This window comes from Vannielia sp. ABF1_015 (assembly GCF_056160745.1).
This window is the reverse complement of sequence record NZ_JBSWXT010000001.1, coordinates 363,584-377,923: the sequence shown is the minus strand read 5'-3', so window position 1 is coordinate 377,923 and position 14,340 is coordinate 363,584. Positions and strand designations below refer to the sequence as shown.

The 14,340-nt window shown below is 65.2% G+C and carries 20 protein-coding genes; 11 read left to right on the top strand and 9 right to left on the bottom strand.

The features are described 5' to 3' along the window. Positions 1-25 precede the first annotated feature (25 nt). The 3 genes from pgsA to ACXAG6_RS01900 are packed head-to-tail and all read left to right on the top strand — an operon-like array spanning position 26 to position 1,334. Positions 26-643, top strand: coding sequence for a CDP-diacylglycerol--glycerol-3-phosphate 3-phosphatidyltransferase (gene pgsA / locus ACXAG6_RS01910; protein ID WP_140012351.1), 618 nt, complete (start codon positions 26-28; stop codon positions 641-643). A gap of 2 nt (positions 644-645) precedes the next feature. After that, positions 646-891, top strand: a complete 246-nt coding sequence (gene moaD, locus ACXAG6_RS01905) for a molybdopterin converting factor subunit 1 (protein ID WP_475337898.1) — start codon at positions 646-648, stop codon at positions 889-891. After that, positions 891-1,334 carry a molybdenum cofactor biosynthesis protein MoaE gene (locus ACXAG6_RS01900; RefSeq protein ID WP_475334483.1) on the top strand — a complete coding sequence of 148 codons (444 nt, stop codon included), beginning with the start codon at positions 891-893 and terminating at the stop codon, positions 1,332-1,334. The genes moaD and ACXAG6_RS01900 overlap by 1 nt, the downstream gene beginning before the upstream one ends. Positions 1,335-1,407: 73 nt before the next feature. Here the strand turns inward: ACXAG6_RS01900 and moaB are convergent, their stop codons facing one another. The 3 genes from moaB to ACXAG6_RS01885 are packed head-to-tail and all read right to left on the bottom strand — an operon-like array spanning position 1,408 to position 3,337. Then, positions 1,408-1,941 (bottom strand): molybdenum cofactor biosynthesis protein B, encoded by a 534-nt coding sequence (moaB, locus tag ACXAG6_RS01895; protein WP_475334481.1) that lies wholly within the window; start codon positions 1,939-1,941, stop codon positions 1,408-1,410. Next, a complete protein-coding gene (locus ACXAG6_RS01890) occupies positions 1,938-2,558 on the bottom strand; it encodes a LysE family translocator (RefSeq protein WP_475334478.1) in 621 nt (206 codons plus the stop codon). Before ACXAG6_RS01890 ends, moaB begins: the two co-directional genes overlap by 4 nt. Further along, positions 2,555-3,337, bottom strand: a complete 783-nt coding sequence (locus ACXAG6_RS01885) for a uracil-DNA glycosylase (RefSeq protein WP_475334477.1) — start codon at positions 3,335-3,337, stop codon at positions 2,555-2,557. Before ACXAG6_RS01885 ends, ACXAG6_RS01890 begins: the two co-directional genes overlap by 4 nt. A gap of 74 nt (positions 3,338-3,411) precedes the next feature. Between ACXAG6_RS01885 and ACXAG6_RS01880 the strand changes: the two genes are divergently transcribed. The 6 genes from ACXAG6_RS01880 (at position 3,412) to ACXAG6_RS01855 (ending at position 8,271) form a co-directional block, all read left to right on the top strand. Next, positions 3,412-4,353 carry an aspartate carbamoyltransferase catalytic subunit gene (locus tag ACXAG6_RS01880; protein ID WP_475334475.1) on the top strand — a complete coding sequence of 314 codons (942 nt, stop codon included), beginning with the start codon at positions 3,412-3,414 and terminating at the stop codon, positions 4,351-4,353. Continuing rightward, positions 4,350-4,805: a hypothetical protein gene (locus ACXAG6_RS01875; protein ID WP_475334472.1), complete on the top strand. Its 456-nt coding sequence runs from the start codon at positions 4,350-4,352 to the stop codon at positions 4,803-4,805. The genes ACXAG6_RS01880 and ACXAG6_RS01875 overlap by 4 nt, the downstream gene beginning before the upstream one ends. Beyond that, complete coding sequence (locus tag ACXAG6_RS01870) at positions 4,802-5,362, top strand: hypothetical protein (RefSeq protein ID WP_140012343.1); 561 nt, start codon at positions 4,802-4,804, stop codon at positions 5,360-5,362. The genes ACXAG6_RS01875 and ACXAG6_RS01870 overlap by 4 nt, the downstream gene beginning before the upstream one ends. Then, entirely contained in the window at positions 5,362-5,928 is a 567-nt protein-coding gene (locus ACXAG6_RS01865) for an aspartate carbamoyltransferase catalytic subunit (RefSeq protein ID WP_475334470.1), read from the top strand. The genes ACXAG6_RS01870 and ACXAG6_RS01865 overlap by 1 nt, the downstream gene beginning before the upstream one ends. Further along, entirely contained in the window at positions 5,925-7,202 is a 1,278-nt protein-coding gene (gene pyrC / locus ACXAG6_RS01860) for a dihydroorotase (RefSeq protein ID WP_475334468.1), read from the top strand. Before ACXAG6_RS01865 ends, pyrC begins: the two co-directional genes overlap by 4 nt. A gap of 67 nt (positions 7,203-7,269) precedes the next feature. Then, entirely contained in the window at positions 7,270-8,271 is a 1,002-nt protein-coding gene (locus ACXAG6_RS01855) for a Gfo/Idh/MocA family protein (protein ID WP_475334466.1), read from the top strand. A gap of 42 nt (positions 8,272-8,313) precedes the next feature. Here ACXAG6_RS01855 and ACXAG6_RS01850 read toward each other — a convergent pair whose 3' ends face one another. Beyond that, positions 8,314-8,469: a hypothetical protein gene (locus tag ACXAG6_RS01850; protein WP_475334463.1), complete on the bottom strand. Its 156-nt coding sequence runs from the start codon at positions 8,467-8,469 to the stop codon at positions 8,314-8,316. Positions 8,470-8,727: 258 nt separating this feature from the next. Between ACXAG6_RS01850 and plsY the strand changes: the two genes are divergently transcribed. Beyond that, entirely contained in the window at positions 8,728-9,348 is a 621-nt protein-coding gene (plsY, locus tag ACXAG6_RS01845; RefSeq protein ID WP_475334461.1) for a glycerol-3-phosphate 1-O-acyltransferase PlsY, read from the top strand. 37 nt (positions 9,349-9,385) lie between these two features. On the opposite strand, the gene ACXAG6_RS01840 is transcribed toward plsY, so the two are convergent. The 5 genes from ACXAG6_RS01840 to ACXAG6_RS01820 all read right to left on the bottom strand — a co-directional run bounded on the left by ACXAG6_RS01840 (position 9,386) and on the right by ACXAG6_RS01820 (position 13,307). Beyond that, complete coding sequence (locus tag ACXAG6_RS01840) at positions 9,386-9,628, bottom strand: hypothetical protein (protein WP_475334458.1); 243 nt, start codon at positions 9,626-9,628, stop codon at positions 9,386-9,388. 146 nt (positions 9,629-9,774) lie between these two features. Next, complete coding sequence (locus ACXAG6_RS01835) at positions 9,775-11,145, bottom strand: glutamate--cysteine ligase (protein WP_475334455.1); 1,371 nt, start codon at positions 11,143-11,145, stop codon at positions 9,775-9,777. 61 nt (positions 11,146-11,206) lie between these two features. Further along, complete coding sequence (locus ACXAG6_RS01830) at positions 11,207-11,731, bottom strand: hypothetical protein (RefSeq protein WP_475334454.1); 525 nt, start codon at positions 11,729-11,731, stop codon at positions 11,207-11,209. Next, complete coding sequence (locus ACXAG6_RS01825) at positions 11,728-12,591, bottom strand: GNAT family N-acetyltransferase (RefSeq protein ID WP_475334451.1); 864 nt, start codon at positions 12,589-12,591, stop codon at positions 11,728-11,730. The genes ACXAG6_RS01830 and ACXAG6_RS01825 overlap by 4 nt, the downstream gene beginning before the upstream one ends. After that, on the bottom strand, positions 12,588-13,307 hold the full coding sequence (locus ACXAG6_RS01820; protein ID WP_475334450.1) for a 16S rRNA (uracil(1498)-N(3))-methyltransferase: 720 nt from the start codon (positions 13,305-13,307) through the stop codon (positions 12,588-12,590). Before ACXAG6_RS01820 ends, ACXAG6_RS01825 begins: the two co-directional genes overlap by 4 nt. Positions 13,308-13,319: 12 nt before the next feature. Here ACXAG6_RS01820 and ubiA point away from each other — a divergent pair, with 12 nt between their 5' ends. Further along, positions 13,320-14,279, top strand: a complete 960-nt coding sequence (gene ubiA, locus ACXAG6_RS01815; protein WP_475334447.1) for a 4-hydroxybenzoate octaprenyltransferase — start codon at positions 13,320-13,322, stop codon at positions 14,277-14,279. Positions 14,280-14,340 lie beyond the last annotated feature (61 nt).

The following is a 14,340-nucleotide window of genomic DNA, read 5'->3' as shown; positions in this document are numbered from 1 at the left end:
CCCCCGGCTGGGGTAAACCCCTCTCATGGTCTGGACGATCCCAAATATCCTGACGGTGCTCCGCCTGCTCGCCGCCCCCGGCGTGGCGGTGATGTTCCTCTACTTCAGCCGCCCTTGGGCCGATTGGTTTGCGTTGGTGCTCTTCATGGCCGCCGCCGCCACCGATTTCTTTGACGGCTGGCTGGCGCGCAAGTGGAAGCAGGAAACCAAGATCGGCGCTATGCTGGACCCGATTGCAGACAAGGCAATGGTGGTGATTGCGCTGCTCGTCATCACCGGCTTTTCGGGGATGAACCCGTGGATCCTGCTGCCCGCGACGCTGATCATGTTCCGCGAGGTCTTTGTGTCGGGCCTGCGCGAGTTTCTTGGCGATACCGCGGGCACGCTCAAGGTCACGCAACTCGCCAAGTGGAAGACCACGGCGCAGATGGTGGCGATTGCCATCCTGTTCCTTGGCACCGGCCTCGATTGGCTCACCCATCGTGGTGATGGCCCCGGCGGCTTGGCCCGATTCCGCGATGGCCCGGCAGGCTGGGCGACGGTGGCCGGCATCTGGGTGCTGTGGATCGCCGGGGCGCTGACGCTCCTCACCGGCTGGGATTACTTCCGCAAGGCGCTGCCGTTCCTGAAAGGGCCAAAATGACCGTGGATGTGCTCTACTTCGCTTGGGTGCGCGAGCGGATCGGCTTGCCGAAAGAAAAGGTGAAAACCCAAGCCCCAACCGTGGCCGCTCTGGTGGAAGAGCTGCGCGCGCGCGAGCCACGCTATGCCGCCGCTTTCGAGGATGTAACCGCCCTGCGCGTGGCGCTCGATCAGGAGCTATCCGACTTTGACGCGCCGCTTGAGGGCGTGCGCGAGGTGGCCTTCTTTCCGCCGATGACGGGCGGCTGATGGCCGAGGTTCGCGTGCAGGCCGAGAGCTTTGATGCCGGGGCCGAGTTGAACCGCTTTTCCGCCGCACAAGGCGGGGCAGGTGCCGTCGTCAGCTTCACCGGGGTTGTCCGCGATGTTGCGTGCGGGCTGGAGGCGATGGAGATCGAGCATTACCCGGGCATGACCGAAAAGGCGATTTCTGGCATCGTGGAAGAGGCCGAGGGCCGATGGCCGCTGACCGGGGCGCTGGTGATCCACCGCCACGGGCGGCTGGAGCCGGGGGCACAGATCATGATGGTGGCGACCGCTTCGGCCCATAGGGTGGCGGCCTTCGAGGCGGCAGAGTTTTTGATGGATTACCTGAAGTCGCGCGCGCCCTTCTGGAAGAAGGAGCTTACCCGGGAGGGTGCGGGCTGGGTGGCGGCCGTTGAGGCCGATGAGGATGCGCTGAAGCGGTGGTGAGCCGTTGCAGCGGGGGGCCAGCCCCCCGCACCCCCCGGAGATATTTAGAGCAAGAAAATGAACAGGGTGGCGGCTATTTCTGCCGCTGCATGTGCTCGTCCAGCCGGGGCATGATCTCAACGAAGTTGCAGGGCATGTGCCGGTAGTCGAGCTGCTTCACCAAAATCTCGTCCCAAGCGTCCTTGCAGGCACCGGGAGAGCCGGGCAGGGCGAAGAGGTAGGTGCCATTGGCCACGCCGCCGGTGGCGCGCGATTGCACCGCGCTGGTGCCGATCTTGGCCATGGAGACATGGGTGAAGACGGTGGCGAAGGCCTCGATTTCCTTCTCGTAGACATCGCGGTGCGCCTCCACCGTCACATCGCGCCCGGTGAGGCCGGTGCCGCCGGTGGAAATGATGACGTCGATCTGGGGGTCGGCGCACCACGCGCGGAGTTGGTTGGCGATTTCGTCGCGTTCGTCGGGGAGGATTGTGCGGGCGGCCAGAATATGGCCCGCCCCCCCTATCCGGGCGACGAGGGTGTCGCCGGAGCGATCTTCGGCCATGCTGCGGCTGTCGGAAACGGTGAGTACCGCGATCCGGGTGGAGATAAACTCTCGCTCGCTCATGTGCGCTCCATCAGGGCCAGTCGCGCCGCCAATACCCCGAAGATGCCCGCCGTGATCCACGACAGCGCCCGGGCGAAGCGGGGCGAGCGCGTCAGCGCCAGCCCCAATGAGCCCGCCCCGAGGCCGACAGCGCCGTTGATCATAAAGCCACCTGCCGCCAGCACGCTGCCCAGCGCTAGAAATTGCGGCAGCACGGCGCGAGACGGGTCCACGAATTGCGGCAGGAAGGCGAGGATGAAGAGGATCACCTTGGGGTTGGTCACATTCACCACCAGTGCCTGCCGAAAGGCCCGCGCCGGGGCGAGTGGCTTGGCACGGCTCTGCCCGGGCCCGCCTGCCCGCAGCGTGGCCACGGCGAGCCACAGCAGATAGGCCACCCCCGCCCAGCGGATCACCTCGAAGGCCCCGGGCAGCGCGGCCACCACCGCGCCAAGCCCCAGCCCCGCAGCCGCGACGTTGACCAAGCATCCCGCCGAAATCCCCGCATTGGCCGCCATCGCCGGTCCGCGCCCGCCCTTGAGGCCCTGCGCCAGCACAAACATCATGTCGGCCCCCGGCGTAAGGTTGAGCGCCAGCGCGGCGGGCAGGAAGGCCAGCAGGGTGAGCGCGTCAATCATCCCAGCCCCTCCAGCCGCGCCTTCACTGTCAGCAGATCGGCCCATGCGTGGCGCTTCATCTCGGCCCGGCGGAGCAGGAAGGAGGGGTGGAACATCGGCATCGCCGGCACCCCGCAGACCTCGTGCCAATTACCGCGCAGCCGGGTAATGCCGCGCTTGCCTAGCATCGAGCCGCAGGCCGGGTTGCCCATGAGCACGATCAGTTCGGGCGCGGCAAGTTCGATGTGGCGTTCCACGAAGGGGCGCATCATCGCCAGTTCTTCGGGCAGCGGGTCGCGGTTTTGCGGCGGACGCCAGGGCACGACATTGGTGATGTAGATCGCCCAAGCCGCATCCTCGGAACTCCGCGCCAGCCCTATGGCGGCGAACATCTTATCGAGCAACTGGCCGGAGCGCCCGACAAAGGGCTTGCCCTGCGCATCCTCCTCGGCCCCCGGCCCCTCGCCGATCACCATCACCCGCGCCTCGGGGCGACCATCGGCAAATACAAAATTGCGCGCCCCCCGTTTCAACTCACAATGGGGGAAGGCCTCCTGCGCGGCGGCAAGGGCCTCAAGGCTCCCGGCCCCCTTGGCGGCGGCGCGGGCCTCGGCCACGATATCGACCTCGGGCACCACGACGGGCGCATGGGGCGCGGCTGCGGCGGCAGGTTTGGCCTTCGGTTCCGGCTTTACCTCAAAGCGGTCCACCGGCGCATCGCCAATGGCATCCACCGCGCCCAGCTCCACCTGCCAGGCCAGCGCCGCCAACATTGCGTTTCGGTCGAAATCCCCGTCCATACCCACGGCTTACCCCATGTTGCCGCCCCGTGCGAGCCTGCTATACACTGGCGCAAATTTCCGGGGAGCCAACCATGACCTTGCGCGCCAGACACCTGCTTGGCATCGCCAATCTCGCCCCCGATGAAATCACCGCCATCCTCGACCTCGCCGAGCACTATGCTGGGCTGAATCGCTCTGCCGAGAAGCACGGCAAGGCGCTGGAAGGGCTGACGCAGGTCAATATGTTCTTCGAAAATTCGACCCGCACCCAAGCCAGCTTCGAGCTTGCGGGCAAGCGCCTCGGGGCAGACGTGATGAACATGGCGATGCAGGCCAGCTCGATCAAAAAAGGCGAAACCCTGCTGGATACCGCGCTGACGCTGAATGCCATGCACCCCGACCTGCTGGTGGTCCGCCACCCCCATTCCGGCGCGGTGGACCTGTTGGCGCAAAAGGTCAACTGCGCGGTGCTCAACGCGGGCGACGGGCGGCACGAGCACCCCACGCAGGCCCTGCTCGATGCGCTCACCATCCGCCGCCACAAGGGCCGCCTGCACCGGCTGACGGTGGCGATCTGCGGCGATGTCGCCCATAGCCGCGTGGCGCGCTCCAACATCATGCTGCTAAACAAGATGGAGGCCCGCGTGCGCCTCGTCGGTCCGCCCACGCTGGTGCCCGCCGCCTTCCGCGATCTGGGCTGCGAGGTGACGCATGACATGGCCGGGGGCCTCAAGGACGCCGATGTGGTGATGATGCTGCGACTCCAACGCGAGCGGATGGACGGCGGCTTCATCCCCTCCGAGCGGGAGTATTTCCACCGCTACGGCCTCGACGCCGACAAGCTTGGCCACGCCAAACCCGATGCCATCGTCATGCACCCGGGCCCGATGAACCGCGGCGTCGAAATCGACAGCGCCACCGCCGACGACCCCACCCGCTCGGTCATCACCGAACAGGTCGAAATGGGCGTGGCCGTGCGCATGGCGGCGATGGACCTGCTGGCACAAAACCTCAAGGCATCGCGCGCGGCATGACGGCGCAGGAGGCCATCGCAAGCTGGGCACCCTCCTTCCGGAACTTCCTGTTCCGCTTCTTCATCGTCGGTCTGCTCACCAGCCTCTTCTTCGGCATCGTGCCCACCGGCCTGCGCGAGGCTGATCCGCTCACCTTCTGGGTTTCGCTGCTGGTCGTCTTCATCATCAGCCCGCTTCTCTGGGGCTTCGTCTTTGACGACCACATAAAATGGCTTCGCCACCGCCGTGAGCGCTGGGTGCTCTACCCCGATAGGCTGCGCCTTCACGATAACGACGGCTTGGTGACAGACCTCATGTTGAATGAGATCGCCCGGGTCAAAACCACCCTTTTGCGCGGCGTTCTCATCACCCGCACCGATGGCCGCAAGGTGGTGGCCCGCTACATCTCGCGCCCCGGCGAAATGGTGCGCCGGATCAACGCGGCCCTTGCTGAAAAGGAGGCGGAGCAATGAGCGACGGTATTGAACCCCATCTCAAGCCCAACGAAACCCTGCTCTGGCAGGGCAGGCCCACCTTTACCCGCACCCTGCCCGGCGCCTATGTCTTCCTGCGTATCACCGGCTGGGTCATGTTTGCCTGCTTTCTGTTCTTCCTGCTGATCGGCCTCGCCAACCTCGACGAGATGGAGGGAGGCACGCTGATCTGGGTCATCTTCCTCGCCATCTCGAGCGGTCTCTGGCTGATCTTCTCCTTCTTCGCCCCCGCCTACGCCCGTGCCGCCAACCGGCGCACCCGCTACGGCGTTACGAAAACCCGCGCGCTGATCCTGCACGGCGGGCATAGGCTGATACGCTTGTCGATCGGCAAATCCGGCAAGATCAATCGAAGGGGCCGCGACGAAGACGGGCCTTGGGCCGTTTACTTCTTCTTCCCCCCCGCGCGGCGCTACCGTGACGCTGACGGGCACTATCGCACCTCCCGCCCCGGCCCTGTCGGCTTCACCGGCCTCTCCGCCGAAGATGCGGTGATGGCCGAAACCGCGCTGACCGCAATACGGGGGAAGGGCTGATGAGCAAACCTCCCCCCGGCTGGGAAGGCCTTCTTGACGACGACGAAGAGATCCTCTGGCAGGGCCGCCCCTCTGCGGGCGTGGTGGTGCGCGGCAAGGATATCTTTGAAAGCCTCTTTGGCCTGTTCTTCGCCGGTTTCGCCATCTTCTGGATAAGCATGGCCAGCTCCATGGGCACGCCGCGCAATGCGCCCGGCATCTTCCAGTTCTTCCCGCTCTTCGGCCTGCCCTTTCTTGCGATCGGGCTCTACATGGTCTTCGGCAAGTACTTCTGGAAGGCCTACCAGCGGAGGCACACCAATTACACGCTGACCAACAAGCGCGGCTTTATCGCCACCGAGGTTCTTGGCACCCGCAAGCTCAAGAGCTATCCCCTCACCGACAGGCTGGAACTCGAGCAGTCGGCACGGGGTGACACGCTCTGGTTTGCCACCACCACCTATACGCGGCGCAACAAGAATGGCTTCAAGCGCAGCTTCACCCGGCGCATCGGCTTTGAGCTGATCGAGAACGGGGCGCATGTGATGGGGCTGGCGCGCAAGGCCCTCAAGGAACAGTCTCAATGACCACAACCCTCTTCACCAATGTCACCCTGATCGACCCGGAAGCGCTTACCGAGGCGCCCGGTCACCTGCTGGTGAAAGACGGGATCATCGCCGATGTCGCCACCGGCCCGATGGTTGCGCCCGAGGGGGCTGAGGTGGTGGATGGCGGCGGCAAATGGCTGGCGCCCGGCATCGTCGATCTTGGGGTAAAGATTTGCGAGCCCGGCGAGCGGCACAAGGAATCGTTCAAATCGGCGGGCGCGGCGGCGGCGGCGGGCGGGGTGACCACCCTCATCATGCGCCCCGACACGCTGCCCGCAATCGACTCCCCAGAGACGCTGGAGTTTGTCACCCGCCGCGCGGGTGAGGCCGCGCCGGTGAACATCCACGCCATGGCCACGCTCACGAAAAACCGCGAAGGGCGCGAGATGGCAGAGCTGTCCTTCCTGAAGGACGCGGGCGCGCTGGCCTTTTCCGATGGTGACAAGGTCGTGGCCGATACCAAGGTGCTCGCCCGCGCCCTCTCCTACGCCCGCGATCTGGACGCGCTGGTTGTTGGCCACCCGCAGGAGCCGACCCTCTCCAAGGGCGCGGCGGCGACCTCCGGCAAACTCGCCACGCTGATGGGCCTGCCCGCCGTCTCCCCCATGGCCGAGCGCATGGGGGTGGACCGTGACATCGCCATGGTCGAGATGACAGGCACGCGTTACCACTTCGACCAGCTCTCCGCCGCCCGCGCCCTGCCGTCGCTGGAGCGGGCCAAGGGCAACGGGTTTGACATTACCGCAGGCGTCTCGATTCACCACCTGACGCTGAACGCCAACGACATCACCGACTACCGCACCTTCTTCAAGCTCAAGCCCCCGCTGCGCGAAGAAGAGGACAGGCTGGCCATGGTCGAGGCTGTCGCCTCCGGCCTGATAGATGTGATCTCCTCCATGCACACCCCGCAGGACGAGGAGAGCAAGCGCCTCCCCTTCGAGCAGGCCGCCTCCGGGGCTGTCGCGCTAGAAACGCTGCTGCCCGCCGCTATGCGCCTCATCCATTCCGGCGCGCTCACCCTGCCGCAACTCTTCCGCGCCCTGTCGCTCAAGCCCGCCGCGCGCCTCGGCCTGCCCTCGGGCCGCCTCGCCAAAGGCGCCCCGGCGGACTTGCTCTTGTTCGACCCCTCCGCGCCCTTCCTGCTCGACCGCACAAAGCTGCGCTCCAAGTCCAAGAACACGCCGTTCGACGGCCAGCGCATGGAAGGCCGGGTGCTTGGCACATGGGTCGCGGGCACCCGCGTTTTCGGCTGAGCGACCTTCTCGCCAAACCGCGCCAGACTCCCTAGGGTGGGTAAAACCCACCATCCAGACCGTGCCCATGCCCTTCAACTTTGCCACCATCGGCCTCAACCACGGCCATATCTACGGCCAGACCGAGGCTATGCTGAACGCGGGCTGCACCCTCACCCGCTTTGCCGCCGAGGAGGATGGTCTTGCCGCCCGCTATGCAGAGGCTTTCCCGCAAGCCACTCGCTGCACCGAGGCCGAGATCATGGCCGACGAGAGCATCCGCGTTATCGTCGCCGCCCCCATTCCGTGCGCCCGCGCCGCGCTGGCGATCCGGGCGATGGAGGCAGGCAAGGATGTGATGGTCGACAAGCCCGGCTGCCTCTCGCTTGATGAGCTGGCCGCGATCAAGGCAAGCCAGCAGGCGACGGGGCGCATCTGGTCGGTGCTCTATTCCGAGCATTACCGCCAGAAGGCGACCACACGGGCGCTCCAGCTTGTGCGCGAAGGCGCGATTGGCGAGGTCATCCACATGACGGGCTTTGGCCCCCACCGCATTGGTGACTATGGCAAGCGCTACCCGTGGTTCTGGGATCCGGTGCAAAACGGCTCCATACTCACCGACATCGCCGCGCACCAGTTCGAGCAGTTCCTTGCCTTCACCGGCGCGGCTTCGGCCCGCGTGCTACAAGCCTCCGAGGCCAACCACGCCCACCCGCAATATCCCGGCTTCACCGATTACGGCCATGCGGTGGTGGAGGCAGACACCGGCGCGCTGGGCTTTTTGCGGGTCGATTGGTTCACCCCCGCTGGCTCTCCCGTTTGGGGCGATGGGCGCTGCTTTTTGACCGGCACGACAGGCACGATAGAGCTGCGCAAATACATGGATATCGAGGGCCGCCCGGGGGCGGACCACCTGTTCCTGACCGATGCGCAAGGCACCCGCCACATCGACTGCTCCGACACCCCGCTGCCCTATGGCGCGGCCCTGCGGGATGATGTGCTGAACCGCAGCGAAACCGCCATGCCACAGGCCCATTGCTTCCACGCAACAGAGCTCGCCCTACAGGCCGCCGCGCTGGCCTCAAGCTGAGCGCTCCAAGCTGCCGCAACCCTCGTTCGGCTGCCTGCCAGCCTACCGCAGGTCGGCAGAGGCCTTCAGTGAGATACCCACCGGTTCGGCTTGCGGGTTCTGGCCATGGGCGATGGCATTGCTTTGCGAAAGCATGAAGGCACCGGCCACGAGGCAGACGGCGATGCAGGTGATCAGGGTTGAGATGTTGAGGGTCATCGGTCGGTCCGTTCAGGCTGTGTTTAGTCTGTAACGAGCCCGGGCCGGGATCCGGTCGCGGAGCGTTGCCAGAATGTTGTGGCATCGCACGTTCCGGCAGGGTTTCGCCGGTGGGCCGTGCGCTGAGATTCTCGTATGCATGGGTTGTGCATGGGATGTGCATCACTTGTGCCTGTGGTGTTATGTTACCTCCGGGGCGGTTAACCACTTGCCCAAAAACCGCGATTCAGCGCATAGGGGAGGCGAAAAGGAGCTTCGATGCCCGAACTACTGACCAGTTTTCAAGCCCTCGCGCTGACCGCGCTGGCTGCCTATCTGCTTGGCTCCGTGCCCTTCGGCCTCGTGATGGCGCGGCTGTTCGGGCTGGGTGATCTGCGCGCTATCGGCTCGGGGAATATCGGGGCAACCAACGTGCTCCGGACGGGCAACAAACCGGCTGCCTTTCTCACCCTCGTTCTGGATGCCGGAAAGGGCGCAATCGCGGTGCTGGTGGCGCGTGCGCTGCTGGCCGAAGATGCCGCCCAAGTTGCTGGATTGTTTGCCTTTCTTGGCCACCTCTTTCCGGTGTGGCTGAAGTTCAAGGGCGGCAAGGGCGTGGCCACGTTCCTCGGCACCCTGCTCGCCCTGCACCCGCTCACCGGCCTCGCCGCCTGCGGCACTTGGCTGGTGGTGGCGCTGGCCACCCGGCTCAGCTCGCTCGCCGCCCTGATCTCGGCGGCCACCTGCACCTTCTGGATGTTCACCCTCGGCTACGGCAACGGTTTCTTTCTCGGGATCGCGCTGACCGTTCTTATTTATGTAAGACATGTTGAGAATATTCAGCGGATGAAAGCGGGCACCGAAACCCGCATTGGCGAGAAAAAGAAAACCGGACCCTGAGGCCCGGTTTTGCAATCTCTAGGAGCTGTGGCGCGTTTTAGCGACCGGCCAGCTTTTCCACCGCTTCGGCGGTCCGCTTGGTGTGGTAGTAGATGCCGATCTGGATGAAAAACAGAGCCATGATGATCACGGCATAGAGGATACCGCCGACGATCAGAGCGAGGCCCACCACTTCACCCTGCGCAAGCGCAATGATGCCGCCGATGATGCCGCCGATGGCGGTCAGGCCACCGATAACCCAGATAAGGACGTCGAAAATCTTGATAATTGTGTCGCGCATTGAATAACTTCCCTCTTCGCGTTCAATGTTTTGTGCCACGAGATTGGGCACTTTTTTACCGTTGGGTCAAGTAAGGTTAACATTTCCGTGTGCTTTCGCCCCCTTCATGACGGGAGTTTTCACGAAAGCCTCACGGATTGAGCAGGTCAGTAGCTGTAGGCGGCGTAGATTTGGCTCAGGTCGCCATTCCAGTCGCCGTCATAGTGCTCCAGCATTTCGTCGGCGAGGGTCTGGCCGCTGGCCACGCTCTCTTGCAGCGCGTTCAGAAAATGGGTTTCGTCCGGCACCATGCCGCCCGACCCGGGCCGCGCTCGCGCCTTCAGGCCGGCCTCTGCGATGTTCAGCGCCTCACGTGCGAGATCGAGAATTTTCAGCCCGTCCACCTCGCCAGCCAGCCCCTGTTCGCCTGCGCAGACATGCAGCTTGTGGCGGGTTTCCGCGTTCCAGCCTTTCACCATGTCCCATGCCGCATCCAGCGCGGTCTGGTCATAGGTCAGGCCGACCCAGAAGGCAGGCAGCGCACAGAGCCGCCGCCACGGCCCGCCATCGGCACCGCGCATCTCGATGAACTTCTTCACCCGGGCCTCGGGGAAGATCGTGGTGAGGTGATCGGCCCAGTCGCTTAGCGTCGGTGTCTCGCCCGGCAGCGCGGGGAGCTCGCCCTTGAGGAAGTCGCGGAACGACTGGCCGAGCGCGTCGATATATTTGCCGTCGCGGTAGACGAAGTACATCGGCACATCGAGCGCGTATTGCACCCAGGCCTCGAAGCCGAAACCCTCGTCGAAGACGAAGGGCAGCATCCCGGTGCGGTCGGCATCGAGGTTGCGCCAGACGTAGTTGCGGTAGCTCTTCACCCCGTTCTTCTTGCCCTCGAAAAAGGGCGAGGAGGCGAAGAGGGCGTTGGCGATGGGTTGCAGCGCGATGGCCACCCGCATCTTCTGCACCATGTCTGCCTCGGAGCCGAAATCGAGGTTTACCTGCACGGTGCAGGTGCGTCGCATCATGGTGGTGCCGGTGCTGCCAACGCGGCCCATATAGGCATCCATCAGCTTGTAGCGGCCCTTGGGCATGAGCGGCATCTGGTCATGGGTCCAGATCGGGGCGGCGCCGAGCCCGATGAAGCCCACGCCAATCTCGTCGGACACCTCCTTCACCTCGCGCAGGTGCTCGTTCACCTCGTCGCAGGTCTGGTGGATGGTCTCCAGCGGGGCGCCCGAAAGCTCCAGCGCGCCGCCCGGCTCAAGGCTCACGTTGGCGCCGTCCTTTTCCAGCCCGATCAGGTAGCCCGCTTCCTCCACCGGCGCCCAACCGAAACGGTCGCGCAGGCCTGAAAGAACCGCATGGATCGAGCGCGTGCCCTCATAGGGCAGAGGCTTCAGCGTGTCCTTGCAGTAGCCGAACTTCTCATGCTCCGTGCCAATTCGCCAGTCGTCCTTAGGCTTGCAGCCATCGGCCAGGTACTCTGCAAGTTGCTCGTGCCGCTCGATCGGCCCGCCGCCGGACTGGGGGATAGACATATTCTGGCTCCGGGGTTTTCTGCCGCTAGAACGGTCAGACTTGGCGGCATTGCCGATGAAGTCAATGCACCAGAAGTCTATCCTTCTGCCACACGATGAACAGGCGCGGCTCGGTGCTGCCCGAGGCCGCGATGACCTGCTCGTAACGGGCACCGGGGAAGGCGGCAAGGGCATCCACCATCTTCTCCGACCCTGCGGCGGAGGCCGGGATGCGTGCCGTGCCCTCCGGCGTGACCCAGAGCCAGAACAGATCGTCCACCATCGGGCCTTCGCTAGTGGTCTCGATCTCGATGCGCACCACCTCGGGCAGGGAAATCACCGCGCCGCCCGCGCCAGTGAGGTAGCGCAGCGACCCTTCGTCCAGCTCGATCAGCCCCTGCCCACCAGAGCGGGGCCGGATCAGGGCGCGTTGCATGCCGGCGTAAAAGCCAAGCCCGCCTACGGTGATCATCGCTATTGCGAACCACCATACCAACCCAGAAGTGCGCAGGCCCAGCCAGACACCCACGACCATGATTACCGCCCCGGCGATGCACTCGCGCCAGCGATAGAGATGCGCCCGCGCCTCTGGCCGGATCAGGCTCATGCCACCACCCCCACAGGCACCGGGCGGGAGAGGATGGCAATGCGGTAACGCCCCACCAACTCGAAGCCGATCGCCTCATAAACCCGTGCCGCCGCCGCGTTGTTGGCAAAGAGCACCGCCACCTCGGTGCCCCTTGCGCGCTCTTCCGCGAGGAGGGCTGCCGTCACCTTTCGGCCCCGCCCGCCCCGGCGCAGATCGCGTGGCACGTGGACAGAGCCGAGCTGCACCATATTGGCGACCCGCGCGTTGATCCCGGCCATGGCCACCGGTTTGTAGCCGTGTTCAAGCAGGAGCCGCAGATCTTTCTCATGCACCACACGTGCTGCCCGCTTTCGGGCATCGGCGGAGGCTTGCAGCTTGTTGGTGGCAAAGCCCGTGTCGAGAAAATGCTCGATGAACCAGCTCTTCAGCATCGCCTCGTCGCCCGGCTGCGTCTGCCGCAGCTGCGCGCCCGGGTCTTCGAGCCTGTCCAGCTCCATCCGATAGAGCGGCTCATTATGGCTCAGCGTGAAGGGGGCGCCCGATAGGCCAAGCCCGGCCAGCGCGTCGCGCACCTGCCCGTCTTCCCCGGTCATCCCTGCCACTTTCCGCCCCGCCAGCGCATGGGTGACGGCACCCCAGAAGCCCGGGATCTCCTCGGGCACCTGCGCCATCAGGAAGCCATCGTTGTTGCAGCCCACCACAGCGCGGATCTCGCCGCGCTCGGTCTCTGCCAGCCAACAGGTGCTGGAATGCGGGTGATCGGAGGGCACCAGCCCATGCGCCGCGAGGTTGCCGCGCAGAAACATCGAGGTGTTGGGATGCTGCGCTAGGAAGGATTCCAGCCGTGCCTCCTCGCCGGGCTGGGCCTGCCGGATCATCGCCAGTCTCCGTGGGTGGTTTGCCAGAGGGTCAGCGCAGCGACGGCTGCCGTGTCAGCGCGCAGGATACGTGGGCCGAGGCTCACCGCATGGGCTTGGGGCATGGCGGCCAGCCTCTCGCGCTCCGTTTCCGAAAACCCGCCTTCGGGGCCGATCAGCACCGCCCAGGGGCCGGGCGTTCCGCCCAGCCGCCGGTCTTCGCCCACCAGCGCCTCGTTGCAGAACATCAGGCTGCGGCCTTCGGGCCAGTCTCCCAGCAGGGCCGACAGTTTCACCGGCTCTGCGACTCGTGGCACGAAGGTTCCGCCGCATTGCTCGGCGGCCTCTACCGCGTGGGCCTGAAGGCGGTCCACCTTCACCCGTTCGGCATTGGTGAACTCGGTCAGCACCGGCACGATCCGCCGCGCGCCCATCTCTGCGGCCTTCTCGACGATAAAGTCGGTGCGGGCCTTCTTGATCGGGGCGAAGCAAAGCCAGACGTCGGGGGGCGACACCTGCGGGCCGGTCTGCGCGCGGCATTGCAGCACCGGGTTGCGCTTGTTGGCCACGATCACCTCGGCGAGCCACTCGCCGGCTTCGCCGTTGAACAGCAACACGCCGTCGCCCACGCTGAGCCGCATCACCGCAAAAAGGTAATGCGCCTGCTCCCGCGACAATCCAACGGTTTGCCCCGCGCCCAGCGGGTGGTCTACATGGAGGCGGGTTTTCGCTTTCATGGGGCCAGAGATATGCACGCCGAGACCGAAACGCCAGACGTGCAAGTGGCTGATGCCGTCACCGGCAACTGGGTCGACCGCTGGGCCCCCGCCGCCGCGCGGCCCTACTTTCGCCTTTCGCGGCTCGACAGACCCATTGGCACATGGCTGCTGTTGCTGCCCTGTTGGTGGGGCGTGCTGCTGGCCGCCGCCTCCTCCGGCTGGCGCTGGTTTGACCTGTGGATCATCATTGGCTGCGGCCTTGGCGCCATCCTGATGCGCGGCGCGGGCTGCACGTGGAACGACATTACCGACCGCGATATCGACGGCTCGGTTGCCCGCACCCGCTCGCGGCCCATCCCTTCGGGCGCGGTCAGCGTCAAGCAGGCGCTGGCGTGGATGGTGGTGCAATCGCTTGCCGCCTTCCTCATCCTGCTCACCTTCCCGCCCACGGCGATCTGGCTCGGCATCGGCTCGCTTGCGCTGGTTTGCGTCTATCCTTTCGCCAAGCGATTCACATGGTGGCCGCAGATCTTTCTTGGGCTTGCCTTCAACTGGGGTGCGCTGTTGGCCTGGGCCGCGCATACCAATGCGCTCAGCCTTGCGCCGGCGTTCCTCTATCTCGCGGGCATTGCCTGGACGATTTTTTACGACACGATCTATGCCCATCAGGATATCGAGGATGACGCGCTGATCGGGGTGAAATCCACCGCCCGGCTGTTCGGGGACAATTCGCCGTCTATCCTCCGCCTTTTCCTCGCGCTCACCATCACCCTGCTGACCGTGGCGATGATCGCCGCGCTGATCGAGCCGGCTTCGCCTTTGCAACTGGCGCTTGCCGCTTGCGGGGCGTGGGCGATGGGCTGGCATATGGCCTGGCAGCTTGCGCGGCTCGACATCGACAATCCGGCGATCTGCCTCAAGTTGTTTCGCTCAAACCGGGACGCCGGGTTGATCCCCGTGCTGTTTCTCGCCGCTGTCATCCTTCTGTGATCGCAGCATGATTGCGCCCGTGGCCCCGGCGCTCTAAAGCAAGGTCCAACCCGCAGCCGCG

Bases quoted from the DNA above. Each gene is read 5' to 3' on its own strand.
- pgsA (WP_140012351.1), top strand. From the start codon at position 26: ATGGTCTGGACGATCCCAAATATCCTGACGGTGCTCCGCCTGCTCGCC.
- ACXAG6_RS01900 (WP_475334483.1), top strand. From the start codon at position 891: ATGGCCGAGGTTCGCGTGCAGGCCGAGAGCTTTGATGCCGGGGCCGAG.
- moaB (WP_475334481.1), bottom strand. From the start codon at position 1,941: ATGAGCGAGCGAGAGTTTATCTCCACCCGGATCGCGGTACTCACCGTT.
- ACXAG6_RS01890 (WP_475334478.1), bottom strand. From the start codon at position 2,558: ATGATTGACGCGCTCACCCTGCTGGCCTTCCTGCCCGCCGCGCTGGCG.
- ACXAG6_RS01885 (WP_475334477.1), bottom strand. From the start codon at position 3,337: ATGGACGGGGATTTCGACCGAAACGCAATGTTGGCGGCGCTGGCCTGG.
- ACXAG6_RS01880 (WP_475334475.1), top strand. From the start codon at position 3,412: ATGACCTTGCGCGCCAGACACCTGCTTGGCATCGCCAATCTCGCCCCC.
- ACXAG6_RS01875 (WP_475334472.1), top strand. From the start codon at position 4,350: ATGACGGCGCAGGAGGCCATCGCAAGCTGGGCACCCTCCTTCCGGAAC.
- ACXAG6_RS01870 (WP_140012343.1), top strand. From the start codon at position 4,802: ATGAGCGACGGTATTGAACCCCATCTCAAGCCCAACGAAACCCTGCTC.
- ACXAG6_RS01865 (WP_475334470.1), top strand. From the start codon at position 5,362: ATGAGCAAACCTCCCCCCGGCTGGGAAGGCCTTCTTGACGACGACGAA.
- pyrC (WP_475334468.1), top strand. From the start codon at position 5,925: ATGACCACAACCCTCTTCACCAATGTCACCCTGATCGACCCGGAAGCG.
- ACXAG6_RS01855 (WP_475334466.1), top strand. From the start codon at position 7,270: ATGCCCTTCAACTTTGCCACCATCGGCCTCAACCACGGCCATATCTAC.
- ACXAG6_RS01850 (WP_475334463.1), bottom strand. From the start codon at position 8,469: ATGACCCTCAACATCTCAACCCTGATCACCTGCATCGCCGTCTGCCTC.
- plsY (WP_475334461.1), top strand. From the start codon at position 8,728: ATGCCCGAACTACTGACCAGTTTTCAAGCCCTCGCGCTGACCGCGCTG.
- ACXAG6_RS01840 (WP_475334458.1), bottom strand. From the start codon at position 9,628: ATGCGCGACACAATTATCAAGATTTTCGACGTCCTTATCTGGGTTATC.
- ACXAG6_RS01835 (WP_475334455.1), bottom strand. From the start codon at position 11,145: ATGTCTATCCCCCAGTCCGGCGGCGGGCCGATCGAGCGGCACGAGCAA.
- ACXAG6_RS01830 (WP_475334454.1), bottom strand. From the start codon at position 11,731: ATGAGCCTGATCCGGCCAGAGGCGCGGGCGCATCTCTATCGCTGGCGC.
- ACXAG6_RS01825 (WP_475334451.1), bottom strand. From the start codon at position 12,591: ATGATCCGGCAGGCCCAGCCCGGCGAGGAGGCACGGCTGGAATCCTTC.
- ACXAG6_RS01820 (WP_475334450.1), bottom strand. From the start codon at position 13,307: ATGAAAGCGAAAACCCGCCTCCATGTAGACCACCCGCTGGGCGCGGGG.
- ubiA (WP_475334447.1), top strand. From the start codon at position 13,320: ATGCACGCCGAGACCGAAACGCCAGACGTGCAAGTGGCTGATGCCGTC.